We start from the raw sequence: 24,091 nt of genomic DNA, 5'->3' as shown, positions 1-24,091 counted from the left end.
TAATTATTTTATAAATCATCTCCACAAAAGCACGATTTTTTCGTCGTAGATGTCGCTTTTCTTTGGCGAAATTTGCGTTTCATTTATCGTGATGTTCTTAACATCATTTGCCTCTTTTAGCGCATCGCACTCTTGTGCAAATTTCTCTTCGAGCTCGCTTATGGCTAAGCTTATATCATTTACGCTTTGCTCGCTAAGCTTGACGTCGCTTCGCTCTTTTAAGACCTTATTTGCACTTCTTGCACTCGATGCGATCTTGCCAGCGTTTTGGCGAGATAAGAGCTTGTTGCCAAATATCGCTCCAAATATGCTTGCGCCTATATTTATAGCCGCATCAAGGCCACTTGTGGTCATCTCTTTTTGCTCTTTATCAAGCTTTGCAAGGGCTTTGTTTAGCTTATCTTGCAAGCTTTTTTGCTCTTTTTCAAATTTAGCCGTGAGTTTTGCGGTTTGCTCCTCTAAAATTTCATTGCACTTATCTTGAAGCCTTATGAAAAACTCCTCTTTTGACTCGTTTTCTTTTGAGTAAATTCCCATCGCCTCAAAGGTGTTAAATTTGAAATTTCTATACAAAAACTCTTTAAAATCTTTCTCTAAAGCGTCAAAATTTTTAGCGCTCGTTATGAAATTTGGTACAGCAGCAAAGCTTGCGCCGCTTGGCTCATTTTCGCTCGCATCAACGTGCATGCCTTCGCTAGCCTCACTCCAGTTTGGCTCTTTGTCATTTTCACTAAGCTCGTAAAGATAGCTCACCTCACAAACGCTATCTATGCTTTTTTTGGCGTCATAAATTCTAACCTTTGCGCTTGCCAGTAAATTTGGTGTGAGGCTTTTTGAGTTAGTATAAAGCTGCGTGATATCGCTTGAAATGATAGGCTTTATGCTAAATTTCATCTCGCTTTTATCTACGCCTTGGCTGCTAAAATTCTCTTTTTTATCTTTCATCAAATTTGAAATTTGCTCGCGGCTTAGCGGACCTTTTAGATAGCTAAGCGCCCAGCGTGTGGAGATGACGTTTAGGCCGTCCTCGTTTATATTTTTGAGTAAGAAATTTCTCTTGGCTAAATTTGATATGAGATTTTCAAGTGTGGCTTTGTCTAAGCTTGAGCCTGCGATGCCGCTTAGTCCGTCGATCACGCGGGCTTTATCCTGCGCTGTTTGGAGACGGCCGATGAACCAAGTGCCGATGTTGCTAAGGCCTTTGTAGTCAAGATCGACTGGGTTTTGCGTGCTTAAAACGCAGCCCAAACCAAATGCACGGGCTTGTTTTAAAAGTGTAAGCATAGGCGTTTTTGACGGCGGATTTGCATTTGGCGGAAAAAAGCCAAAAATTTCATCCATATATAGGATCGCTCTAAGTGAGCTAGTGCCCTCTGTGCCGCGCATCCACGCGATGATCTCGTTTAGTAAAAGGGTGACAAAAAACATCCTCTCAGCGTCATTTAGGTGCGAGATCGTAAAAATATTGCACTTTGCTTTGCCGTTTTCGTCAAAAAGCATCTTTGAAATTTCAAGTCTAACGCCCTGCGTCCAGCCCTTAAAGCTTGGGCTTGCGATGAGTGCGTTGATCTTCATGGCAAGCTTTAGGCGCTCACTGCTTGGATAGAAGGTATCCACGTCAAAAACGCCTATCTTTTTAAACGGCGGATTTGCTATGAAATTTATAAGCTCTTCGATAGTGACGTCTTTTTGCTCTTTAAATTTAGTCTCAAATATAGTGGATATTAGCAGCTGTTCTTTTGAGCTCATATCCTCAGAACTCATGCCAATAAGCGATAGCACCGACGCTGCGAGTGAGTTTATATAGTTGCTAAAAATTTCTTCGTCACTAATATTTGGGCAGGCAAAGTCGCTAAGTAGCGCCACGCCTATGCCAGCTGAGCTTTTTGGAGTGTAGATATTAAAGCTAGCGCTATCTTTTAAAATTTTTACTCGTTCAAGGTCTTGAAAGCTCGACTCTATGCCGTTTCTCCAAAGCTCGGCCTGAGCGGCGGCAAACTCCTCTACGCTTTGACCTTTATTTGCCGCTTCTGCTTCATCGACATAAGGTAAAAAATCCTCCGCTCTCATCTGCGGAAAAGTGAGGGCTAAATTTGTGATATCGCCCTTTGGATCGATGATGATAGAGGGGATGTTATCTATGCAGGCCTCTTCTAAAAGCGTGATACCAAGACCTGTTTTGCCGCTACCAGTCATACCGATAATGGCTGCGTGGGTGGTAAGGTCTTTGTTTTTATAAAAAAATGGCTCTTTATCTTTTAGTCCGATGTAAAAAAGTTTTAAATTCTCTTGTATGGTTTTCACTAATTGCCTTATTCGTATAAATTTATGCGTGAGCGAAGCTCGTCAAGCGTCTCTTTGACGCGCTTTTGCGTGAAGTCTTTTATCGTTTTGTCATCATCAACTAGCTGCATGCAGTATCTGATGTAGCCCTTGTATGCTAGCTCAGTAACTAGCCTTAGCTTCAAAGAGACGTTTTTTACTTCATCTGGTGAGAGCATGATGTCAAAATTTGCCTCTAACTCTTCGCCGTCTTTAAAATTTGTAGCTTGTGAGCTTAATATGCTCATGCCGCCCTCTGAGATGTCATAAAGGCTGCCAACAAGCTCGCCTTGCTCTCCTTTTAGAGAAATTTTGGTAAAGCGATTTGGCAAGACGCGCTGAAATTTTCTCTTATTTGCATGCATGGTCGCTGTGCGCGAGAAATTTGAAAGGGTGACGCTTTTATCGGCGATATTGTAGTCGATGATGTCGGCACGAAGCTGCTTTGAGAAAAAGCTATTTGGCAGGATAAAGCCCTTGCCATCTTGCTTCATGGCTAAAATTTGCATCATATCTACGCGAAAAACGACGCTATCTTCTTTAACCTCTAAAATTTCGGCTTCGTATTTTATATTTAGTCCGTCGTATAAATTTAAAAACTCAGGGCGGACCTTGGCATTTTTCATGCGTGTAAATGTGTTGATCGGATCTTCGTAGAAAAATGAGCCAGTATCGATCATCGTTTTTACCGTGGCTTCTTGGTGATCCTGCGTGTTATATAAAATTTCTTTCATTCTTGAAACGGCATTTACAAAATAGCCCACATACACCGCATCATCGCAGGCATGACTAAAATTTAGTGTCAAATTTAAGAGCAAGAAATTTACTAGCTCATCTTTTGCATTTAGTTTTGGTATTAGGCTGTTTAAGTCGTCGCGAATTTGTGTGGCATTTGGTTTTTGGATAAGTAGCGCGTCAAAGATACTCTCAAGGCAAATTTTCATCTGCTCGTGTGGCACTACAAGGGTTAGTTGTCTGCAAAATTTGATGCCCTCATCTATAAATTTAGCTCTTAAACCAAGTATGCAATCCTCGCAATTTTCGACAAGTTCTTGCCTGCCCTTAAACTCCATGGGGTCTCCAAAAAAGGTTATTTATTAAAACATCGCTATCATATATAAAGTTATATTAAAAAAATATTTAAATTTGTGTAGAGAGGAAATTTCTAGGCAAAGCTGCCTAGAAATTTGAATAATTATAGTTTGCTTTCGTTGTGTGAAAGGTAGTCAGCAACACCTTCGGTGCTTGGTTTCATACCAGCGTCACCTTTGTGCCAGCCAGCTGGGCAAACTTCGCCGTGCTCGTTTGTAAATAGCATAGTATCTACCATTCTGATCATCTCGTCGATGTTTCTGCCAAGTGGTAGGTCGTTTATAACTGCGTGGCGAACTGTGCCATCTTTGTCAAGTAGGAATGATCCGCGAAGTGCTACGCCAGCGTCTTCTAGAAGTACGTCAAAGCCGCGAGCGATTGATTTTGTCATGTCAGCTACGATCGGGAAGCGAACTTTGCCGATACCGCCTTTATTTACTGGAGTCTCTTTCCATGCGAAGTGTGAGAACTGGTTGTCGCAAGAAACTGCGATAACTTCGATACCGCGTGACTTGAACTCGTCATATCTTTTATCAAATGCGATGATCTCGCTTGGGCAAACAAATGTAAAGTCCATTGGGTAGAAAAATACAACAGCGCCCTTTTCGCCGATGTTTTTGTAAAGGTTGAAATCATTTACAATTTGATTGTTTCCTAAAACTGCTGCAGCTGTAAAGTCAGGTGCTTTTTTTGTTACTAACATTTTTTCTCCTTAATAATAAATTTTATTGATTGCGAAATTATATCCATAAAAATTTAAATTCTAATTAAATAGATCTAGAAATTTAAAACAGTGTAATTTTAATATGCATTTGAAAATGAATGGAAATTTTTAAAAATTTATATAAGACATCGTAGAAAATTTATTAAATTTAGAGTTTTGGGTATAGAAGCGGTTAATTACAGATCGCTAAAATTTCTACCGCCAAATTTTAGTATCGCTGAACCCCAAGTAAAGCCACCACCAAATGCATCAAGAAGCAAAACTGAACCATTTTTAATGCGTCCATCCTCGTAAGCATCATTCATCGCCATTGGTATCGAAGCAGAGCTTGTGTTACCGTATTTTGCAACCGTCAAAACGCACTGCTCGTCAGTGAAATTTAGTCTATTTTTTACGGCGTCTATTATCCTGATATTTGCTTGATGAGGTATGAAAAAGTCGATATCTTCGCTTTGCATTTTGTTTGCGTGTAAAATTTCTATCACGCTTTTGCTAAGCGTTTGAACCGCTATCTTAAAGACCTCATTTCCGCTCATATGGATGAAATTTAGTCTATTTTTTAGCGTCTCATCGCTAGCTGGAAATGCACTGCCACATCCTGGAGTTATCAAAAGCTCAGCCTGTCTGCCATCGCTTGCAGTGTGGATGTCGATGATCTCGTTTCCTTCGCTAGCACTTATCACTGCTGCTCCTGCTCCGTCACCAAAAAGTATGCATGTGCTTCTATCTGTGTAGTCGATTATCGAGCTTAGTTTTTCAGCTCCTATGATCAAAACATTTTTTTTAGCACCACTTACGATAAGAGAATTTGCAAGCTCCAAAAGATAGATAAATCCTGTGCATGCCGCACTTATATCAAAAGCTGTAATGCCAAAATTTAATCCTAAATTTGAAGCTATCTTGCATGCAGTTGAAGGCATGCAAAGATGATCTGGAGATATCGTAGCGCAGATTACCGCGTCGATTTGTGACTTTTCAAGCCCTGAGCGCTTTATAGCTAGCTCGGCAGCTTTTGTGCCAAGATCGCTTGTTATCTCAGTCGTTGCGATATGTCTTTGCTCTATACCGGTTCGCTTCACTATCCACTCATCGCTCGTGTCGACCATTTTTTCAAAATCAAAATTTGTTAAAATTTTTTCTGGGACATACGACGCAATGGAGATCAATGAAGCTTTTGGCATATTTTACCTTGCAAAGTGTGAAAGTTCTTCTTCTATAACTTTATTTATATTCGAGTTAGCAAATTTAATTGCTTGAAAGATTGCATTTTTTATGGCTTTTGAGTTGCTTTTGCCATGACTTATGATGACGCAGCCATTTACGCCAAGAAGCGGAGCACCGCCGTATTCATCGTAGCTGACCTGTTTTTTTAGAGTTTTGAAAACTTTTCTCATAAGCACCGATCCAGCCATAGCAAGAGGTGATTTTTTGACCTGTTTTTTGATGATTTTGCCTATGGCATCAGCAACACCTTCGCTCGTTTTTAATAGGATATTTCCCATAAAACCATCACAAACCATTACATCAATGCTGCCATCAAAAATTTGATTGCCCTCTGCGTTTCCAACAAAGCTATCAAGTCTAGAAACCAGCTTAAAAGCTTCTTTACTGACCTCGTTGCCTTTGCTCTCTTCTTCACCGTTTGATAAAAGACCCACTTTTGGCTCTTTTCTGCCTAGAATTTCTTTTGCATAGGCTTCGCCCATTATGGCAAATTGAAATAAGTGTTCGCTTCTGCAATCAACATTTGCACCAACGTCCAAAACCAAAGTAGCTGTCTCTTTTGAATTTGGCATAAGTGTAGCGATCGCTGGACGAGATACATTTTTTAATCTACCAACTCTTAGCGTAGCTAAACTCATAGTAGCACCGCTGTGACCAGCAGAAACGACAGCATCGACATTTTTATCTTTTAAAAGCTCAACAGCTTTGTAGATCGTGCTATCTTTTCTTTTTAGTGCGTCTGTGGCTCCGTCTGACATCGAGATGACTTCGGTAGCTTCTATAAATTCTATATTTTTTAAATAGGGTTGTGGGATGAGTGGTTTTATGGCATTGCTATCGCCAACTAATACAGCTTTAAATTCTGCCTCTTTCAGTGCTTCGATAACGCCAGATATTATAGGCTCTGCACCAAAATCACCACCCATAGCATCAATAGCAATGCGAATCATATTTTAGTATTCACCTGTTGTTTTGTTTATGCGGTGAGGCATTTTCCAAGAACCATCTTTGTCTTTTACAGGCACTGGAAGTGTAACTTTGTAATGTGTTCTACGTTTTGCTGCACGAGAATGACTCACTCTTCGCTTTGGTACTGCCATTTTACTCTCCTTTATAAATTTTTACATTTTTCACAATAAAAATAATCGCTCTTAAAAGCTTCTAACTCACTTTCAAAAACTTCTTTTAAATCAATATTGCCATCAAAAAATTCAACCGTATCGCTAAGCTCATTTTCTCTGTCTTTATAGACACCGTCACTTAAATTTAGCTCTACGTCTTGATCGATAGGCAGCATAAATTCATCACCGCATCGATCGCAAATATATTTTATCTCACCCTTTATAGTGCCTTGGCATTTTACTAAAAAAGGGTCTTTTCTTTTTAAAATTCCACTAAAAACTAGATCATTGTTTCTTACTAGCTCAAAGTTTATCTCTTTGTTTGCTATTTTAGAAAACGGAATAATCAAGTTTTAGTCCAAAATTAGCAAATTTCTCTTGAAGCAAAAAAGAAATTTATCTCATTTACAGCGTTTTCTAGGCTGTCACTTCCGTGAACCGCATTTGCGTCAATGCTATCAGCAAAATCAGCTCTAATAGTACCAGGAGCTGCTTCTTTTGGGTTAGTTGCACCCATTAGCTCGCGGTTTTTAGCAACTGCATTTTCGCCCTCTAAAACCATAACCACAACTGGTCCGCTTACCATAAAATCAACTAGATCGTTGAAGAAAGGTCTATCTTTATGAACTGCATAAAATGCTTTTGCATCGCATTTGCTAAGTTTTATTTTCTTTGCAGCTGCGATTCTTAAGCCATTGCTTTCAAATCTATCTATAATCTTTCCAACAACATTTTTCTTAACAGCGTCAGGCTTAATAATAGAAAGTGTTCTTTGCATAAATTTTCCTTAAAATTTAGGTTATTTAAATGAAGTTGGCAATTATATCAAATAAAGCTTAAAAATAAAATAGGCTCAAATTTGAGCCTAAATTTTGTAAATTTATTGGATAACTGGAGTGCTGCCAGTGCGAGCGTCAGCACCGATTTGATCACGTGAAGGTTGTCCTGCTACTACGGCATCCCAAACGATGCAACCATCAGTTGGACAGGCAGATGCACAGGCTGGCTCATCATTGTAACCTACGCACTCAACGCATTTGTTTGAATAAACATAGTATGTATCTGCTCCAGTTGGGTTGTCGCTATCATCAACAATAGCTGAAACTGGGCACTCATCGATGCATGAACCACAGCTTATACATATATCGGTTATTTTTACAGACATTTTTTCTCCTTAAATAAAATTTTGGCGTAGAATATCAAAAAAAACTGAAAATGATATAAATATACTCTTAAATTTTCATAACACGCTTAATTTCTCTAAACTACTTTATAAAGTTTTTATCACTTTTAGACTAAATTTACAGATTAAAATTTTAAAAAGGTCGTATAAATTTAATGAATGATACTATAAAAATAACTGGCGCGCGCGAGCACAATCTTAAAAATTTAAACCTTGAAATTCCTAAAAACAAACTAGTAGTTTTTACCGGCCTTAGCGGCAGTGGTAAGAGCACGCTAGCCTTTGACACGCTCTATGCTGAGGGGCAGCGCAGGTACATGGAGAGCCTTAGCAGCTACGCTAGGCAATTTTTAGACCGTGTGGGCAAGCCTGATGTTGATAAGATCGAGGGTCTAACGCCTGCAATCGCGATCGATCAAAAGACAACTTCAAAAAATCCGCGCTCAACGGTTGGCACGATTACTGAAATTTATGATTATCTAAGGCTTTTATACGCAAGGGTTGGCGTGCAGCACTGCCATAAATGCGGCAAACCTATCTCAAAAATGAGTGCGAGCGACATCATAAATGAAATTTCAAAGCTCCCACTTGGCGCAAAAGTGATCATCTATGCGCCGCTAGTTCGTGAGAAAAAGGGCACATGGGCGGATCTGATCGAAAATTTACGCCAAAAAGGCTTTGTAAGGGCGCAGATAGATGGCGTGGTAGTGAGGCTTGACGAGGAGATCGAGCTTGCAAAAACGAAAAAACACACGATAAAGGTCATCGTTGATAGGATCGCCATCGACGAGCAAAATCACGAACGCCTAGCAAGTGACGTCGAAAAGGCGCTAAATGAGAGCTTTGGAGAGGTTGAGATAGAGATCGCAAACGCCGACGAGCTGGGCTTAAAAGAGAGTTTTATACATTACAGCGAACACATGGCTTGTTTTGACTGCAAAATTTCATTTACGCCGCTTGAGCCGCTAAGCTTTAGTTTTAACTCGCCAAAGGGTGCTTGCGAGCACTGCGACGGACTTGGCATAAGGTATAGCCTAGATATGAGCAAGATCATTGATGAGGAAAAGTCGATAGAAAACGGCGCTATCAAGCTACTTTACGGCTACAACATGAGCTATTACTATAAATTTTTACTTGCTTTTTGCGAGCAAAATGGCATCGATATCAAAAAGCCCTATTACGAGCTTAGCGAAGATGAAAAGAGGCTCGTTTTATACGGCAACGTCAAGGATGTTGAGTTCTTTTGGAAACGAAACAAGCTACTTAGAAAATTTGACGGGGTAGTTAAAATTTCACACGGGCTTTTGAAGGATTATAAGGACTTTGACGAGTATATGAGTGAGAAAATTTGTGACGCTTGTAACGGCCACAGACTAAAGCCTCAAAGTCTAGCAGTAAAGGTCGCTGGCCTTGGACTTGGTGAAATTTTAGATATGAGCATAGAAAACTGCACCGCTTTTTTCTCAAATGAGAAAAATTTTGCCTATCTTAGCGACTACGACAAGGCGATCGCAAAGCCTATCTTAAAAGAGATCAACGAGAGGCTTTTCTTTTTGTACGACGTGGGGCTTGGCTACTTGTCGCTTGGGCGTGATGCTAGGACGATCAGTGGTGGCGAGGCGCAACGTATAAGGATCGCTAGTCAGATAGGAAGTGGGCTAAGCGGTGTCATGTACGTGCTTGATGAGCCAAGTATCGGACTTCATGAGCGAGATACGATAAAGCTCATAAAAACGCTTAGAAATTTGCAAGCCAAAGGCAACTCTGTAATCGTCGTCGAGCATGATAAAAAGACGATAGAGGAGGCTGATTATATCGTAGATATCGGCCCTGGAGCTGGTAAATTTGGCGGTAGCGTGGTCTTTTCAGGCACGGCAAAAGAGCTTTTAAGCTCAGACACGCAGACTGCTCTATATATAAATGGTAAGAAAAAGATCGACTATCAAAAAAATAGAAAAGCTGAAAAGTGGCTCGAAATTTCAAATGTAAATATCAATAATATCTCAAATTTAACCGCTAAATTTCCGCTTAGAAATCTCGTGGGTATCACTGGTGTTTCAGGATCTGGTAAGAGCTCGCTAGTGCTTCAGACTCTGCTTCCAGAGGCGCAGGAGCAGCTAAATAGAGCTAAAAAAGTGAAAAAGATAGCTGGGGTAAATTTAAGCGGACTTGAGAATTTAGACAAGGTGATCTATCTCGATCAAAGCCCGATCGGCCGCACCCCACGCTCAAATCCAGCGACTTATACTGGCGTGATGGATGAGATAAGAAATTTATTTGCGCAAACTAAAGAGGCAAAGCTTAGGGGTTATAAAATAGGGCGTTTTAGCTTTAATGTCAAAGGAGGGCGCTGCGAGAAGTGCCAAGGTGAGGGCGAGATCACGATCGAGATGCACTTTTTGCCTGATATCAACGTGGTTTGTGACGTTTGTAATGGCGCTAGATATAATGCTCAGACCTTGGAAATTTTATACAAAGGCAAAAACATCGCCGAGGTGCTAAATATGAGCATAGATGAGGCGGTTGAGTTTTTCAAAGCTGTGCCAAAGATAGCTTCAAAGCTCACGACACTGCAAGATGTGGGGCTTGGCTACATCACGCTTGGACAAAACGCAGTCACACTTAGTGGCGGCGAGGCGCAGCGTGTGAAGCTAGCAAAAGAGCTTAGTAGAAGCGACACTGGAAATACCCTTTACATACTTGATGAGCCAACGACAGGGCTTCATTTTGCTGACGTAGATAGGCTTGTAAAGGTGCTAAATCACCTAGTTGATCTTGGAAATTCTGTCTTTGTCATTGAACACAATATGGATGTCATCAAAAACTGCGACTATATCGTAGATATGGGACCAGAAGGCGGCGCAAAAGGCGGTAAAGTAATAGCGTGTGGCAATGTAAAAGAGGTGGCTAAAAACTACAAAAAAACTGGCAGCTACACAGGGGAATTTCTAGCGCAAGAGCTTGAAGAGATGAAGAAAAAATAAGACCAGCTTTTATGCTAATATTATGAAAAAATTAAGGGATAAATTTTGAAAATATTGCTTTATAACGTGACAACAGCATTAAAAATTGGCGGTGTTGAGACATTTTACTACTCAGTCGCAAAGGAGCTTATCAAAGAACACGAGGTGACCATTTGTACTGGCAGAGGTAAATTTATACCAGCATTTTTAAAAGACAGTAGCATTGATCTAAAGATGTTTGGTTTTTGCCCTAGGGAAAAGGTCGTAAAAATAGGCAATAGATTTAGAAAATTTATTGAAAGAGTTAGTTTTTATTTTAATGCCAGAAAATTTTTAGAGTCTGAGAAATTCGATATTTTAGTTGTGCATAAGCCATTTGATTTTTTTGTTGCATGGGCTTTAAAGAGGCGTGATAAGAATTTAAAAGCAGTATTTGTAAGCGGTGGCGAGGATTTTTACTTTTTTGATAAATTTTTTATCAAATTTATAGATAAGATCATTAGCGTTAGCGACGCAAATGCGGAGATTTTAAGAGAAAGATATGGCAGAGAAGTTAAAGTCGTTTATAATGGCGTAGATAAAGAGAAGTTTTATCCAGATGCATCACTAAAAGAGAAGACAAGAGAGAAATTTGGTGTAAAAAGTGATGAAATTTTGATAGGAAGCGTAGGTAGAGTAGTTGGCTGGAAAGGCTTTGGCATGATGGTAAAAAATATAGACAAGATCAAAAACGCCAAATTTATGCTAGTTGGTGATGGAGAAAATTTACAAAGCCTAAAAGGGCTAGCAGCTAAGCTTAACTTAAGTCAAAAGGTCGTTTTTGTTGGTGCTATCGGGCATGATGAGCTAAATGAGTACTATAACGCTTGTGATGTTTACTTACAACCAAGCATAGGCCATGAAGCTTTTGGTATAACCGTCATTGAGGCATTAGCGGCTAATAAGCCTTGCGTAGTTAGCATAAACGGTGGCATGAAAGAGATCATAAAAGACGGAGTAAATGGGTATAAATTTAAAATTTCTGATGAAAGTGACATGATAGAAAAGATAAATTTAACGCTAGAAAATATAGAAAATTTAAGACCAAGAGAGAGTATAAAAGGCATGTATGAGTGGTCAAAATTTGCACAGGAGCTAGTTGAGGTATGAAAAAGGTAGCATATATTAGTAACTTTTACGCTATACCCCCACTAAAGGGTGCCGCTGTTCAGACCTGGACAAATGAAGTAGCAAAGAGACTTTGGTTCTATGAGCCACACACTATTTGCATAGATGATGAATTTTTACCATTAAAAGAATATAGAGATGGTGTTTATCACCACAGAATTCGTCTTTCAAAAATTTATAAAAGAATTTTTCAAAAGATATTAGGCTGGGACGTCTATTCTTATAATGACAGAGTTTTTAATGAGGTAAAAAAAATAAATCCTGATATTGTGCATTTTCAAAACTATCATAATGGTATAGAGAGCTTAGCAAGAAAGATAAAAACTTGGAATAAAGATATAAAAGTGATCCTTCACCTGCATAATTTTTATGATTTTAAAAATAAAAATTTTGATAAGCTTGATGCTGTTATAACCTGTAGTGACTTTCTTATGAAGAATTTTGAGTATCTACCTAATGCAAAATTTTATAAAGTTATAAAAAATGGCGTAGATGTAGATAAATTTAAAAAAATCAATTTTAAAAAAGATGAAAAAATTATTATTGGTTTTATAGGAAGAATAGTTAGTCAAAAAAATGTTGAATATATGATTGAGTTAGCAAGAGAATTCAAAAATTTACCTGAGTACAATTTTAAAATAATAGGTGAAATAATTAAAAGAAAAGATAATTATGAATACTATAAAAGTCTTGTTAAAAAGATAAAAGAATACAATCTAAACAATATAGAATTTCTTGACAATATCTCACCAGATAAAGTTCACGCAGCATATAATGACTTTGATTTTACAATCATCCCTTTAAATGATAAAGAGTCGTTTTGTATGGTTGGCATAGAGGCTATGAGCTGTGAGAGTTTTGTTATAGCAAGAGCCAGTGAAGGCAGTAAAGAATACATGGTGGATAATGAAAACTGCAAACTTTTTGATTTTGATAATTTTGCTAAAAATGTAAAGGAATATATATTAAACTTAAAATATCCAGAAAGACACAGGATAATCTCAAATGCTAGAAAAATGTGTGAGGAAAATTTTTCTTGGGATAAGATCGCCGAGGATATACAAAAATTTTATAAAGAGGTGTTGAGTGATACTTCAAAATAAATCAAATTTGATAACATTTTTAAAAAGTTCAATTCTACTTTTGTTATCTCTTTTTTTGATAGGTCAATATAACGAACACATAACTGCTATTAAAAATTTAGCCATATATTTAGCTCTATTTTTAACATTGATCCTTTTTGCAGTCGATACTAAAAATGTTGTACAAAATATAAAGAACAATGCAAAGAACAATAAAGCTATTTTGTTGCTATTTTTGCTTTTAAATTTATATGTTTTTGGCATATCATTTTTTCCTTATGATGCTACGCAAAATGCAGCACTTTCAGCGCTTAATGAATTTAAAAGAGCGTTTATATTTATTTTTATCGTTCTTCTTTGGCATGATGGTAGCTATAAAAACTCAAAATGGTTATTTTTTGCTATGGTTGCAGCACTTAGTATAGATAATATACATTTTTTTATAAAAGGGATAGAAGATGGCACTCTTTTAAATTTAAAAAATGAAAAAGACCAATGGACGCAACCTATAGATAGATTTTATGCAGGCTTTTTTGATAGTTTATTTATTTTTTCTTTGGTCTCAATATTTTTTATCAAAAATAAATTTTATAAATTTTTTATCATAGTTTTTAACATTATTGTTAGTTTAATTTTTATTTTGCTTACAGGAGCTAGGGGCTCATGGCTTGCACTTGCTCTAAGTTTGATGGTTGTGTTGGCTCTAACTTTTAAAAATGAAAAAATTAATCTTATAAATAAAAAATCCATTATATTTTGCCTATTTTTACTTGCCGCCTCTGCTTGCGTCTATCATAACTCTACGCTTTTGCAGTTAAAAGTTGCGCAAGGATTTTATACTTCTGGTAGAGGAGATATTTTAACAAAGAGGTTGCCGCTTCTTTTTAACTCTGATAGAGCTTATATAGGTATAGGCTTTGGTGGTAAACAATATACTAAATTTTTAAATGACAAAAATGTTAATAATGATGACCTTGGCCCAACTGGTATAGGCACTGACGGTACTAAAAAGCCATTCCATGACGAGCCAGTATTTATTGGCCAGTATTATCATTACGGTGTAGTAGGTACTGCTTTTTTTGTTGCGCTTGTTTTTTATATGCTTTTTGTTTCTTTTAAAAGGTATTTGTCAAACAACAAATTTTATATAACAATATTTGGAAGCATACTTTGCACTTATATATTTAGGGGATTATTTGAAACTATGTACTTTACTCATCTTTATGTAATGCTTGGTCTTTTTATAGTATTTTTGTGCAAAAATAAGGAGTGATTTATGAAACTGTTTTACATATATCCAGAACAAATTCCGCAAGGTAATGCAAGAGAGATAGCAATACTAAATACATTTTTTGAGCTTAGTAATATGTGTGATGCCAAGCTGGTTTTACCGCAGTTTCCTTTAAATTTAAATGAGGTAAATGAGAAATTCGCTTTAAAGCTAAAAGCTAATGACATATTGTTTGTAAGAAAAAAGATTCTATTTTTAAAAAGTAATAAAATTTTTAATTTCTTTCTAAAAAAAATAATAAATAATTACTCAAATAAAGACGCAATATTTTATACGAGACATTTAAAGATAGCTAAATTTTTACTAGAAAATAAAATGCCCGATCAAAAGGTTGTATTTGAAGCGCATGAGTGTTTTACTTTGGGTAACAAAGCACTTTATGATATGGAAAAAGAGATACTACAAAATGCCGATTTTGTATTTTCACACAATAGCAGTACGCTAAACGAGCTTAGAAAATTTTTCGGCTTACAAATAGTAAATTCGGCAGTTGTTTATAATGGTTGTAAGCAAGATTCTGATTTTAAGAAGAAAGATTTTGATTTTTCAAGTGTAAACTATTATGGCTCATTCTTGTTATGGAAAGGCCTTGATTTGATGCTAGATTTTGCCTTGAAAACTAGTATAAAACTAGAACTTTATGGCAAAAATAGTGGAAATAGTTTTATGACTTTAAAAAACACTCTTAAAGAAAGAGAGATTGAAAATTTGGTATGTTTTAAAGGACTGCTACCTCAAAATGAAGTTGTAAAAAGTCTTATTGAAAACAATACTATTTTGATAATACCTAGTGTAAAAAGTGATTATTCGCTTTATAGCACTCCATTAAAGCTTTTTGAATATATGGCAAATTCAAATGTCGTCTTAGCTCCAAATTTCCCACCAGTTGCTGAAATAGTAAAAGATGGCGAAAACGGTTTTTTATATGAAGCGGGTGATGAAAAAAGTTTAGAAGAAAAATTTAACTATATAAAGACTTTAGGTAATGAAGAGCTAAATAAAATTTCAAAAAATGCCTATGAAAGTATGAGTAAAAATACTTGGCAAAATAGAGCTATAAAAATAATCAAAGAATTAGAAAAGATAAATTAAATTTTTTGAGTGGATTTAAAAGAAAAAGGGGCGAACGCCCCTGGGGTTATGCAGCTGGATAAACAGATACTTTTTTTCTGTTTTTATCAAGTCTTTCAAATTTTACAAAGCCATCGACTAATGCAAAAATAGTGTGATCTTTGCCAAGACCTACGTTATTTCCAGCGTGAGTTGCTGTTCCTCTTTGGCGGATGATTATATTTCCAGCACGAACGAACTCACCACCAAATTTCTTAACACCTAATCGGCGTCCGATACTATCACGGTTATTTTGGGTTGAACCTTGACCTTTTTTGTGTGCCATATCTTATCTCCTTAAGCTGCGATACTTACGACTTTTACACGTGTAAATTGTCTTCTAAAGCCGCGTTTTAGTTTTGAGTCTTTACGTCTGCGTTTTTTGTAGATAACTACTTTTTTGTCTTTGCCTTCATTAACGACCTCAAGAACAACTTTTGCACCCTTAACAAATGGCGCACCTACCTTTACTTCGCCGTCATTTACAGCTAAAACTTCTGTAATTTCAACGGTTGATTTAGCTTCAGCGCTAAAGTGATCTAGCTTAAGGAACTCGCCCTCGCTAACACGATATTGCTTACCGCCATGCTTAAATATAGCGTATTTTGACATACTCTACCTTTCTAAAATTTGGTAAGACCAAAAAGCACTTTTTTGCAAAAGATTTATGGAGCTTTGTTGGTTATAAGATGTGAATATTAGCTAAAAGTTTATAAATTCTACTTTAATGCCCCTGATCTTATGATCTCATCGGCTAAATTTCTTATCATAGATGTGTGATCTAAGAAAAATGTTTTGTCACTTGGCAAGTGTGGCTGATATACTAGCGTTTTAGCTACTGGCGCACTTAAGATCACATTTATCAGTTTAAATTCAGGCGGAAAAGTAAAATAAAGTTTTGGCTTGGGAATTTCGTTTTGAAAGAGCCTCTTTGCGTAAAAATTACTGAAATTTTCATTTTTTGGTAGCTTTATCTCTTTAAAGAGTTCAAACGGTAAAAAGTAGCGCGCTAAGGCATGAAGTCCGTGCGCGAAAATGTAGAGACGTTTTTCAAATTTGGGCGCATCTGTCCTGCCAAAAGTGGAGCAAAATTTCTGTAAATGCTCGCTCATAGTAGCCACATCTTTTTCATGCAAGGCAAGCACAAATTTAACCGCCTCTCTTTCATTTGCTGGCTTTTTAGACTCTGCAAAAGTGCGAGCTTTTTCTAGGGCAGGGGCAAGTAAATTTTCATCTTGCCAAAGCATCGCCGTGAGCAGATCATGCATAACGCATAGAAATTTATAGCCGTTTTTGCTAGGTGGCAGGCCTTTTGGAAAGATGCTTGCCATACTATCTGTGTCGCCACAAGCGATAGCAAAAAGTGCTGGTATGAGCTTCTCGCACTGGTCATATCCACCGCTGCATCCTGGGAGTAAATTTAGCTTAGCGTATTGAAAAATGAGATCATTTAGCCTCTCGGCGTCGCCATCAGCTAGGCACTTTTCAAGGCAAAAGTCGTAGCGTCTAGCTCTTGAAAAAGAGAGTAATCGTATGAGCTCACACAAAAAGTCGTATTCGTTTAAATTTTTCTCTTTTATTTCAGCGTAAATCATTGCATACTCGTCCAAAAGTAGCTCTTCATCGCTTTTTGGTGGTTTTTTGGCTCTAAAAATGTTAAACAAGCTTTCTAAAAATGACATTTTGCATGCTCCTTATTTTTGCTAATTTTAGCCAAAAACGCCTAAAACGGCTTAGTTTTTTTGAATTACAAAATTTAAATTTAGCGGATAGTTTAACCGCATTTTGGCTATAATCGCCCCAAATTTAAGCAAGCTTAGGACAAAGATGGCAGGCGAAGATCAGGAAAAAACCGAAGAAGCGACCCCCAAAAAGATAGAAGACGCCAAAAAGGACGGCAACGTCCCCAAAAGTCAGGATCTATCAGGCTTTGTGACCCTAGTTATTGCTATTGGCGTGCTGCTTGCGATGCTAAATTTTATGAAAGATCAGGTCATCTCGCTTTACATCTACTACTCTAAATTTATCGGTCAGCCACTGACTTTGCCAACGGTAAAAATGATCGTTGTAAATACTTTTGGCAGGGCGCTTTTGATGATCCTGCCAGTTTGCATCTGCGTCGCGGTTGCCGGCATAATCGCAAATGTAATGCAGTTTGGCTTTATATTTACCACAAAGCCCATAACGCCAAATTTTGGCAAGATAAATCCGCTAAAAGGGTTAAAAAATTTATTTTCTATGAAAAAGGCGATCGAGAGCGTCAAGATCGTCGTTAAGGTAAGCATCGTCTTTGGAGTTGGATTTTACTTTTTCTTGCAGTTTATAAAAGAGCTTCCGCACACGCTATTTTTCTCTATGTTTGACCAGCTTGCATGGCTAAAAGAGAAGCTAATCATCCTAGTTAGCGTCATGCTTTTTATACTTTTTGTGATCGGCCTTGCTGACCTGCTCATCGTGCGTTTTCAGTATTTTAAGGACCTTCGCATGAGTAAGCAAGAGATCAAGGACGAGTACAAGCAGATGGAGGGTGATCCGCAGGTTAAGGGCAGGATCCGCCAAGCGCAAATGCGTGCAGCCAAGCGCCGAATGATGCAAAACATCCCACAAGCTGATGTCGTCATAACAAACCCAACTCACTACGCCGTGGCGATCAGATACGACAAAAGCCGCGACGAAGCACCGATAATACTTGCTAAAGGGGTTGATTTCTTAGCGCTTCAGATAAAAAAGGTAGCGGTTGAAAATGGAGTGCAAATTTATGAAAATCCACCTCTTGCAAGGGAGCTTTATAGGGTTTGTGAGGTCGATGATACGATACCAGCGCACCTTTTTAGGGCTGTGGCTGAAGTGCTAAGCTTTGTCTATATGAGCAATAAGCAGAAATTTCAAGATAAACTTTGAAAGCAGTAGGTCAAATTTTTTATAAAAATGGTAGTAAATTTTGTAGAAAAAAGACAAGCTGTCTTTAAAACAGCTTGTCAGAAATAAAATTTTAGTTAAGATATCCGTAGATATTTGCTAGCACCCAGCCAACCGCACAAGAGCTAAATACACCTATGAAACCAGGTATGATAAAGCTGTGATTGATTACATATTTACCAATATGTGTTGTGCCTGAGCGGTCAAACTGCACGGCTGCAAGGTCGCTTGGATATGTTGGAAGGATGAAGTATCCATAGCAAGCAGTAGCAAACGCGACAATAACGCCTGGGTGAACGCCTATTTGAACAGCGAGTGGCACAAATGTAGCAGCTGCAGCAGCTTGAGAGTTTAGGAATTTTGATATAAGCATACCAACTATGATATACATCCAAGGATATGCTTTCATAACCTCGCCAAGTGAGCCTTTAAGCATATCAATGTGTGAGTGGAACATTGTCTCAGCCATCCAGCTAATGCCGTAAATCGCAACAAGTGCAACCATGCCGCTGTGGAAAATTTCATTTTGACCGATTTTAGCTGCTTTGATGCCTGAGTAGATCATCATGATAGATGCTGCTAAAAGCATGAAAATTTGGATCGTATCAACCATGCCAAGTGGTGCAGTCTTTTTCATAGTATCTTTTACTACAATGTTCGCGTTTGCGATAGTTTCGCTTTTATCACCTGCAGTGATAACAACATCAGCGCCATTTGAAACAATACTTTGTGTTACCTTGTTGTCTTTATCTAACACTTGAACGCTTGTAAATTTAGTAGCATCTTTTACTTTATTGTCTTTTACGTTTGAGACGATCTTGCTATCGCCAACCATAGAAACAACTTGTCCGTCTTTAACAGTGATGTTTTTAACTGTTTTTTTATCTACGATTATTTCTATTGATTTACCAGGAACATCGCTTGTCCAGCTTGGGCGAAGTTGTTTATAATAGCCCAAAACCGCAACAACAGCGATTGTAGCTAGGAATATCCACATAACATTCCATTGTTTTTTTGGCAAATGCACACCGATTAATGAATGTGCCTCATCAGAACCATATATATATTTTCTTTGCTCTGGATCAGCTATTTTTGCTTGGAATTCTGGATCTTTGTCAAGATCTTTACCTCTAAATACTGAGTAAGTTCCTATACAAAGCACACCCAAAAATGTAGAAGGAATGGTAACTTTTAATAGATCAACATAGCTTGTAAAGCCCTCAATATGAACTGTGCCAGTACCAAGAAGAACAGCAACCATAGACACACCAGCAACTGAAACTGGACTTGCGATAATAGCAAGTTGTGATGAGATCGTAGTAGCTGCCATCGGACGTTCTGGACGGATACCACTTTTCATTGATACGTCATAGATGATCGGTAAAAGTGTATAAACTGTGTGACCTGTACCGCAAAGCACTGTTAGTGTCCAGCCACAAATCGGTGCAAGATAACAAACTGTTTTTGGATGTTTTCTAAGCGCTCTTTCAGCGATCTGAAGCATAACATCAAGACCACCAGCTGCTTGAAGTGTAGCACTTGCTACAACAACTGCTAGAATAGTTAATATAACATCAATAGCAGGCTTACCTGGTTTTAAATCAAATGCAAATACCAAAATAACAAGACCGATGCCACCAAGGACACCAAGTGCCATACCACCTTTTTTTGCTCCGTAGAACAAACAGCCGAGCACGACAATTAATTGTAAGAAAAACTGCGTACTCTCAGACAAACTTGTAAGAAATTCCATGATTTCTCCCTTTTCGAAAATTACACGCGGAGTATATAAATATTAAAATTAAATACTAATTAAAAAAGATATGTAGAATTTAATATTACATTTAATTCTTGTTATCTTATCTATATTTTTGTGGAAAAATAAATACATTTAAAAGAAAGATTGAGATAAAATCCTAAAAGTAAACAACTAATAGTTAAATTTAAGGAGAGAAGCATGCAAATCCCTATCGCTTATGGCAAAGATGACCATATAAATTTAAAAATAGACGAAAAAAATCTGCTTGGTGTTTTTGACCCAAACAAAGTCGCTAAATTTGACGAAGCAGCGCTTATCGCAAAGGCTTTAGCAAATCCGATAAATCAAAAGAGCTTTGATGAGTTTATTGCTGGCGATGAAAAGATCGTTATCATCGTAAATGACGGCACAAGACCTACGCCAACTGCTAAAATTTTAAAGCAAATTTACCCAAAGCTTCGCGATAAAAATAAAATTTTCATCATCGCCACTGGCTGTCACAGAGAGGGCACGCTAGATGAATACAATATGATATTTTCTAAAGAAATTTACCCAGAGGTCAGAGCCAAAAACGAGGTTCACGACCACGACTCAAAGCACGATGAGATGGTCTTTTTAGGCGAGAGCAAAAACGGCACACAGATGTATTTAAATAAGATCGTAGCTGAAGCTAAAAAAGTGATCGTTATAGGTTCGGTAGAGCCTCACTATTTTGCAGGCTACACTGGCGGCAGAAAGGCCTTTTTGCCAGGCACCGCGTCGTATGAGAGCATCACACAAAATCATAAACTAGCACTTAGCGCTGACGCTCAGGCACTGCGCCTAGAGGGCAACCCTGTGCATGAAGATATGATCGATGCGATGAAAGTTCTTTCAAATATCGACGTATTTTCTATACAGACGGTGCTTGACAGCGAGCATGGCGTCTATTACGCAAGTGCCGGTGATCTAAACGATAGTTTTTATGACTGCGTGAAAAAGGCTGATGAGGTATTTTGCGTAAATATCCCACAAAAGGCTGACATCGTGATCTCGGTGGCACCATATCCTATGGATGTCGATCTTTATCAGGCGCAAAAGGCCCTAGATAACGGCAAACTAGCGCTTGCGAAAGATGGAATTTTAATAATGGTCGCAAAATGCCGCACAGGCATCGGCCCAAAGCCTTTCTTTGACCTTATGGCATCGGCCGATACGCCAAAAAAAGTGCTAGAAAAGATAAATTCTGGCTTTAAGCTTGGTTATCACAAAGCTGCAAAAATGGCTGAAATTTCGCTTTGGGCGCAGACTTGGGCTGTGACTGATCTAAGCGACGATGAGATGAGAGCTGTGCATCTAAAGCCGTATCACGACCTACAAAAAGCCGTAGATGAGGCGCTAGCGCAAAAAGGCAAGGACGCAAAAATAATCATCTTGCCATTTGGCTCTATGACTGTGCCTAAGGTGTGAGTTTGGCTAAAATTTTATACTATGACGCAAGTTCTGGCATCAGCGGTGATATGAATTTAGCCGCTCTTGTCGGGCTTGGCGTGGATTTTAGCTATCTTTGCTCTGAGCTAGAGAAGCTAAATTTGAGCGGAGAATTTCGCTTAGAGCAAAAAAACGTAGTAAAAAACGGCATCGCTGCGACCAAAATCGACGTCGTGCTTCTAAAATCGCAACCTCACGCTAGAAGTTACGCTGATATCAAGCAAATTTTGGCTAGCTCAAATTTGAGTGAATTTTGCAAGAAAAAGGCCGTTGCGATATTTCACGTGATCGCGCAGGCTGAAGCAAAAGTGCATGCAGTTAGCATCGATGAGGTGCATTTTCACGAGGTTGGAGCGCTTGATAGCATAGTAGATGTCGTTGGAGCGGCGATCTGCTTTGAGTATTTATCAGAAAATTTTGGCATTACCAAAGTCGTCAGCTCAAAAATCGAGCTTGGCGGCGGCGTAGTAAAGTGTGACCACGGCTATCTTAATGTCCCAGCGCCAGCGGTTTGTGAAATTTTAAAAGATGTGCCAGTTAGTCTTGGGCGAGCAAATTTTGAGATGACTACGCCAACAGGTGCTGCGATACTAAAAGCCTGCGCAGATGAGTTTGTGAGTGAGATAAATTTCAAAATAGAAAAAGTAGCTTACGGAGCTGGCGAAAAAAATGCTCCAAATTTTGCAAATGCCCTTCGCGCGATGATATGCGAGGTGGATGAGAGACAAAATTTAGTGCAAAAAATGATATCTACAAACATAGATGATATGGACGCAGAAAGCTTTGCCTTTGCGTGTGAAATTTTGCGTGAAAACGGCGCGTTAGACGTCTTTAGCCACTCTATATATATGAAAAAAGGACGCATCGGTTTTGAGTTAAATGTATTGTGTAAAAGTGAAGATGCAAAAAGGCTAAAAGAGCTTATATTTACGCACACGACGGCCATTGGTGTTCGTGAGATAGATGTCGTAAAAACCGAGCTAAAACGAAAATTTGTAAGTGTTGAGACGAAATTTGGCGACATAAGACTAAAAATTTCAGGCGATGATGAAAAGGCAAAGCCTGAATTTGACGAGTGCAAAATCGCGGCACTTGCGCATAAAACATCGATATTTCAGGTAAAAAAAGAAATTTTTAAAAAGTATGACGAAATTAGAAATTCTAAAAAATGATATAAAAAAGCTAGGAAATTTAGCCGTTGCATTTAGCGGCGGTGTGGATAGCTCACTACTGTTAAAGGTCGCTGCGGACGTACTTGGCGAAAATGCGCTAGCACTCACGGTAAAATCGCCCTATATGTCTTTGCGCGAGATAGATGAGGCGGCAAAATTTGCTAAATTTTATGGCATCAGGCACGAGATATTTGAGGTGGGTATCGCCGATGAGATAAAGCTCAATCCGCAAAATCGCTGTTATCTTTGTAAAAAAGCAGTTTTTTCAAGACTTCTTGCTCGTGCAAAAGAGCTTGGTTTTACAAATTTGGCTGATGGTACAAACAAGGACGATCTTGGCGAATATCGCCCAGGGCTTAAGGCAAAAGAAGAGCTTGGCGTGCTTTCGCCTCTAATAAATTTACGTAAATTTGAGATCCACGAGCTCTCACGCGAGCTAAATTTAGCAACGGCAGACAAGCCAAGCTACGCATGCTTGCTAACTCGTTTGCCGCATGAAAAAGAGATAAGCGTAGATGAGCTAAATTTAGTAGAAGCGGCTGAAAATTTACTGATAAAAAGCGGCTACGAAAATGTGCGAGCAAGGCTTGATGATAGAAAAATGAAGCTGCAAATGCCATTTTCTAGCATGCAAAGCTTTTTGAGCGACGTGAAATTTAAGTCTATCGTTAAAGAGCTAGTCGCACTTGGCGCGGCGGAGGTAACGCTTGATCTAAAGGGGCTTAGAGAGGATGTTTTGGTATGAGTGAGACTGAAATTTTAGAATTTATCGCTGGTATAAAAAACGGCAAGATGAGCGAGCAGGATGCGCTAAAGTATCTAAAAAACTACCCATTTAACGACATCGGATGCGCCAAGATCGACACTCAGCGCGCTTTGCGAAATGGTACTGGCGAGGTGATATACGGGGCAAATAAAACAGATGATGAAATTTTGCAAATCGCTAGTGCGATCGGCGAAAAAAATGAAAATATCTTAATCACAAGAACAAATGAGAGTGTTTTTAAGCGCATGCGTGAGATCTTTCCGCAGGCAAATTTTAACGCTCGTGGTAGGGTGATCAGCATCAAATTTCAAGAGCAACTACCCACAAAAAGCTACATCGCGATAGTATCTGCCGGCACTGCTGATGGTGCAGTCGTGGAGGAGGCCTATGAGACGGCAAAATTTCTAGGTAATGACGTGAGAAAATTTACCGATGTCGGCGTAGCAGGGCTACATAGGCTGGTCGCAAAGCTTGACGAGATACGCGGCGCAAAGGTCGTGATCGCCGTTGCTGGCATGGAGGGCGCACTTGCTAGCGTGCTAGCTGGACTTGTAAGCTCTCCAGTGATCGCAGTGCCTACTAGCGTGGGATACGGGGCAAATTTTGGCGGATTATCAGCACTGCTAGCCATGCTAAATAGCTGCGCAAATGGCGTTAGCGTCGTAAATATCGATAACGGATACGGCGCTGCATATAACGCAAGCCTGATAAATCATCTCTAAATTT

The 24,091-nt window shown here is 38.5% G+C and carries 23 protein-coding genes; 10 read left to right on the top strand and 13 right to left on the bottom strand.

The window, feature by feature from the left end; genetic code table 11:
- Positions 1-15: 15 nt before the first annotated feature.
- The 9 genes from CVS81_RS02755 to CVS81_RS02715 all read right to left on the bottom strand — a co-directional run bounded on the left by CVS81_RS02755 (position 16) and on the right by CVS81_RS02715 (position 7,648).
- Positions 16-2,304 carry an ATP-binding protein gene (locus CVS81_RS02755; protein ID WP_107965012.1) on the bottom strand — a complete coding sequence of 763 codons (2,289 nt, stop codon included), beginning with the start codon at positions 2,302-2,304 and terminating at the stop codon, positions 16-18.
- An 8-nt stretch (positions 2,305-2,312) separates the two neighbouring features.
- Positions 2,313-3,395: a PilZ domain-containing protein gene (locus CVS81_RS02750; protein WP_009294380.1), complete on the bottom strand. Its 1,083-nt coding sequence runs from the start codon at positions 3,393-3,395 to the stop codon at positions 2,313-2,315.
- Positions 3,396-3,517: 122 nt separating this feature from the next.
- On the bottom strand, positions 3,518-4,117 hold the full coding sequence (locus tag CVS81_RS02745) for a peroxiredoxin (RefSeq protein ID WP_002942572.1): 600 nt from the start codon (positions 4,115-4,117) through the stop codon (positions 3,518-3,520).
- 197 nt (positions 4,118-4,314) lie between these two features.
- Positions 4,315-5,319, bottom strand: coding sequence for a beta-ketoacyl-ACP synthase III (locus CVS81_RS02740; protein WP_107944442.1), 1,005 nt, complete (start codon positions 5,317-5,319; stop codon positions 4,315-4,317).
- Between the two features lie 3 nt (positions 5,320-5,322).
- Positions 5,323-6,312: a phosphate acyltransferase PlsX gene (gene plsX, locus CVS81_RS02735; protein ID WP_021084931.1), complete on the bottom strand. Its 990-nt coding sequence runs from the start codon at positions 6,310-6,312 to the stop codon at positions 5,323-5,325.
- A gap of 3 nt (positions 6,313-6,315) precedes the next feature.
- Positions 6,316-6,462 carry a 50S ribosomal protein L32 gene (gene rpmF, locus CVS81_RS02730; RefSeq protein ID WP_002942540.1) on the bottom strand — a complete coding sequence of 49 codons (147 nt, stop codon included), beginning with the start codon at positions 6,460-6,462 and terminating at the stop codon, positions 6,316-6,318.
- A gap of 11 nt (positions 6,463-6,473) precedes the next feature.
- Positions 6,474-6,833 (bottom strand): hypothetical protein, encoded by a 360-nt coding sequence (locus CVS81_RS02725; RefSeq protein ID WP_002942543.1) that lies wholly within the window; start codon positions 6,831-6,833, stop codon positions 6,474-6,476.
- A 14-nt stretch (positions 6,834-6,847) separates the two neighbouring features.
- On the bottom strand, positions 6,848-7,261 hold the full coding sequence (ndk, locus tag CVS81_RS02720) for a nucleoside-diphosphate kinase (protein WP_002942517.1): 414 nt from the start codon (positions 7,259-7,261) through the stop codon (positions 6,848-6,850).
- Positions 7,262-7,363: 102 nt separating this feature from the next.
- Positions 7,364-7,648, bottom strand: a complete 285-nt coding sequence (locus CVS81_RS02715) for an NADH-quinone oxidoreductase subunit I (protein ID WP_002942606.1) — start codon at positions 7,646-7,648, stop codon at positions 7,364-7,366.
- A gap of 173 nt (positions 7,649-7,821) precedes the next feature.
- Between CVS81_RS02715 and uvrA the strand changes: the two genes are divergently transcribed.
- Genes uvrA through CVS81_RS02690 form a run of 5 tightly spaced genes read left to right on the top strand, consistent with a single transcriptional unit; the run spans position 7,822 to position 15,261 of the window.
- Complete coding sequence (gene uvrA / locus CVS81_RS02710) at positions 7,822-10,650, top strand: excinuclease ABC subunit UvrA (protein ID WP_107965011.1); 2,829 nt, start codon at positions 7,822-7,824, stop codon at positions 10,648-10,650.
- Between the two features lie 45 nt (positions 10,651-10,695).
- A complete protein-coding gene (locus tag CVS81_RS02705) occupies positions 10,696-11,778 on the top strand; it encodes a glycosyltransferase family 4 protein (protein ID WP_107965010.1) in 1,083 nt (360 codons plus the stop codon).
- Positions 11,775-12,899: a glycosyltransferase family 4 protein gene (locus CVS81_RS02700; protein WP_107965009.1), complete on the top strand. Its 1,125-nt coding sequence runs from the start codon at positions 11,775-11,777 to the stop codon at positions 12,897-12,899. The genes CVS81_RS02705 and CVS81_RS02700 overlap by 4 nt, the downstream gene beginning before the upstream one ends.
- On the top strand, positions 12,883-14,151 hold the full coding sequence (locus CVS81_RS02695) for an O-antigen ligase family protein (protein WP_107965008.1): 1,269 nt from the start codon (positions 12,883-12,885) through the stop codon (positions 14,149-14,151). Before CVS81_RS02700 ends, CVS81_RS02695 begins: the two co-directional genes overlap by 17 nt.
- Positions 14,152-14,154: 3 nt before the next feature.
- Positions 14,155-15,261 carry a glycosyltransferase gene (locus CVS81_RS02690; protein ID WP_107965007.1) on the top strand — a complete coding sequence of 369 codons (1,107 nt, stop codon included), beginning with the start codon at positions 14,155-14,157 and terminating at the stop codon, positions 15,259-15,261.
- A gap of 46 nt (positions 15,262-15,307) precedes the next feature.
- Here the strand turns inward: CVS81_RS02690 and rpmA are convergent, their stop codons facing one another.
- The 3 genes from rpmA to CVS81_RS02675 all read right to left on the bottom strand — a co-directional run bounded on the left by rpmA (position 15,308) and on the right by CVS81_RS02675 (position 16,961).
- Positions 15,308-15,565 carry a 50S ribosomal protein L27 gene (gene rpmA, locus CVS81_RS02685; protein WP_002942569.1) on the bottom strand — a complete coding sequence of 86 codons (258 nt, stop codon included), beginning with the start codon at positions 15,563-15,565 and terminating at the stop codon, positions 15,308-15,310.
- Between the two features lie 11 nt (positions 15,566-15,576).
- On the bottom strand, positions 15,577-15,891 hold the full coding sequence (gene rplU, locus CVS81_RS02680) for a 50S ribosomal protein L21 (RefSeq protein ID WP_002942523.1): 315 nt from the start codon (positions 15,889-15,891) through the stop codon (positions 15,577-15,579).
- A 107-nt stretch (positions 15,892-15,998) separates the two neighbouring features.
- Entirely contained in the window at positions 15,999-16,961 is a 963-nt protein-coding gene (locus tag CVS81_RS02675; RefSeq protein WP_107965006.1) for a hypothetical protein, read from the bottom strand.
- A 145-nt stretch (positions 16,962-17,106) separates the two neighbouring features.
- On the opposite strand from CVS81_RS02675, the gene flhB reads away from it, so the two are divergent.
- Entirely contained in the window at positions 17,107-18,180 is a 1,074-nt protein-coding gene (flhB, locus tag CVS81_RS02670) for a flagellar biosynthesis protein FlhB (RefSeq protein WP_002942594.1), read from the top strand.
- A gap of 91 nt (positions 18,181-18,271) precedes the next feature.
- On the opposite strand, the gene CVS81_RS02665 is transcribed toward flhB, so the two are convergent.
- Entirely contained in the window at positions 18,272-19,951 is a 1,680-nt protein-coding gene (locus tag CVS81_RS02665) for an anaerobic C4-dicarboxylate transporter (protein WP_103596182.1), read from the bottom strand.
- 204 nt (positions 19,952-20,155) lie between these two features.
- Between CVS81_RS02665 and larA the strand changes: the two genes are divergently transcribed.
- From larA to larB, 4 genes are read left to right on the top strand one after another with little or no spacing between them, the layout of a single operon-like run.
- On the top strand, positions 20,156-21,406 hold the full coding sequence (larA, locus tag CVS81_RS02660) for a nickel-dependent lactate racemase (protein WP_107965005.1): 1,251 nt from the start codon (positions 20,156-20,158) through the stop codon (positions 21,404-21,406).
- Between the two features lie 2 nt (positions 21,407-21,408).
- A complete protein-coding gene (larC, locus tag CVS81_RS02655) occupies positions 21,409-22,599 on the top strand; it encodes a nickel pincer cofactor biosynthesis protein LarC (RefSeq protein ID WP_107965004.1) in 1,191 nt (396 codons plus the stop codon).
- Positions 22,571-23,344: an ATP-dependent sacrificial sulfur transferase LarE gene (gene larE / locus CVS81_RS02650; protein ID WP_107965003.1), complete on the top strand. Its 774-nt coding sequence runs from the start codon at positions 22,571-22,573 to the stop codon at positions 23,342-23,344. The genes larC and larE overlap by 29 nt, the downstream gene beginning before the upstream one ends.
- Positions 23,341-24,087 (top strand): nickel pincer cofactor biosynthesis protein LarB, encoded by a 747-nt coding sequence (gene larB, locus CVS81_RS02645; RefSeq protein WP_107965002.1) that lies wholly within the window; start codon positions 23,341-23,343, stop codon positions 24,085-24,087. Before larE ends, larB begins: the two co-directional genes overlap by 4 nt.
- The last annotated feature ends 4 nt before the right edge of the window (positions 24,088-24,091 follow it).

Source organism: Campylobacter concisus, assembly GCF_003049065.1.
In the GTDB taxonomy this organism is placed as follows: domain Bacteria; phylum Campylobacterota; class Campylobacteria; order Campylobacterales; family Campylobacteraceae; genus Campylobacter_A; species Campylobacter_A concisus_BE.
Note: the sequence above shows the minus strand (reverse complement) of the source record. Positions and strands in the feature narration are given on the sequence as shown.

Excerpts from the sequence above, each read along its gene's own strand:
- CVS81_RS02750 (WP_009294380.1), bottom strand. The coding sequence starts at position 3,395 with ATGGAGTTTAAGGGCAGGCAAGAACTTGTCGAAAATTGCGAGGATTGC.
- rpmF (WP_002942540.1), bottom strand. The coding sequence starts at position 6,462 with ATGGCAGTACCAAAGCGAAGAGTGAGTCATTCTCGTGCAGCAAAACGT.
- larB (WP_107965002.1), top strand. The coding sequence starts at position 23,341 with ATGAGTGAGACTGAAATTTTAGAATTTATCGCTGGTATAAAAAACGGC.
- uvrA (WP_107965011.1), top strand. The coding sequence starts at position 7,822 with ATGAATGATACTATAAAAATAACTGGCGCGCGCGAGCACAATCTTAAA.
- flhB (WP_002942594.1), top strand. The coding sequence starts at position 17,107 with ATGGCAGGCGAAGATCAGGAAAAAACCGAAGAAGCGACCCCCAAAAAG.
- CVS81_RS02665 (WP_103596182.1), bottom strand. The coding sequence starts at position 19,951 with ATGGAATTTCTTACAAGTTTGTCTGAGAGTACGCAGTTTTTCTTACAA.
- CVS81_RS02675 (WP_107965006.1), bottom strand. The coding sequence starts at position 16,961 with ATGTCATTTTTAGAAAGCTTGTTTAACATTTTTAGAGCCAAAAAACCA.
- CVS81_RS02715 (WP_002942606.1), bottom strand. The coding sequence starts at position 7,648 with ATGTCTGTAAAAATAACCGATATATGTATAAGCTGTGGTTCATGCATC.
- larA (WP_107965005.1), top strand. The coding sequence starts at position 20,156 with ATGCAAATCCCTATCGCTTATGGCAAAGATGACCATATAAATTTAAAA.
- ndk (WP_002942517.1), bottom strand. The coding sequence starts at position 7,261 with ATGCAAAGAACACTTTCTATTATTAAGCCTGACGCTGTTAAGAAAAAT.
- larE (WP_107965003.1), top strand. The coding sequence starts at position 22,571 with ATGACGAAATTAGAAATTCTAAAAAATGATATAAAAAAGCTAGGAAAT.
- rpmA (WP_002942569.1), bottom strand. The coding sequence starts at position 15,565 with ATGGCACACAAAAAAGGTCAAGGTTCAACCCAAAATAACCGTGATAGT.
- rplU (WP_002942523.1), bottom strand. The coding sequence starts at position 15,891 with ATGTCAAAATACGCTATATTTAAGCATGGCGGTAAGCAATATCGTGTT.
- CVS81_RS02745 (WP_002942572.1), bottom strand. The coding sequence starts at position 4,117 with ATGTTAGTAACAAAAAAAGCACCTGACTTTACAGCTGCAGCAGTTTTA.
- plsX (WP_021084931.1), bottom strand. The coding sequence starts at position 6,312 with ATGATTCGCATTGCTATTGATGCTATGGGTGGTGATTTTGGTGCAGAG.
- CVS81_RS02740 (WP_107944442.1), bottom strand. The coding sequence starts at position 5,319 with ATGCCAAAAGCTTCATTGATCTCCATTGCGTCGTATGTCCCAGAAAAA.
- CVS81_RS02700 (WP_107965009.1), top strand. The coding sequence starts at position 11,775 with ATGAAAAAGGTAGCATATATTAGTAACTTTTACGCTATACCCCCACTA.
- CVS81_RS02690 (WP_107965007.1), top strand. The coding sequence starts at position 14,155 with ATGAAACTGTTTTACATATATCCAGAACAAATTCCGCAAGGTAATGCA.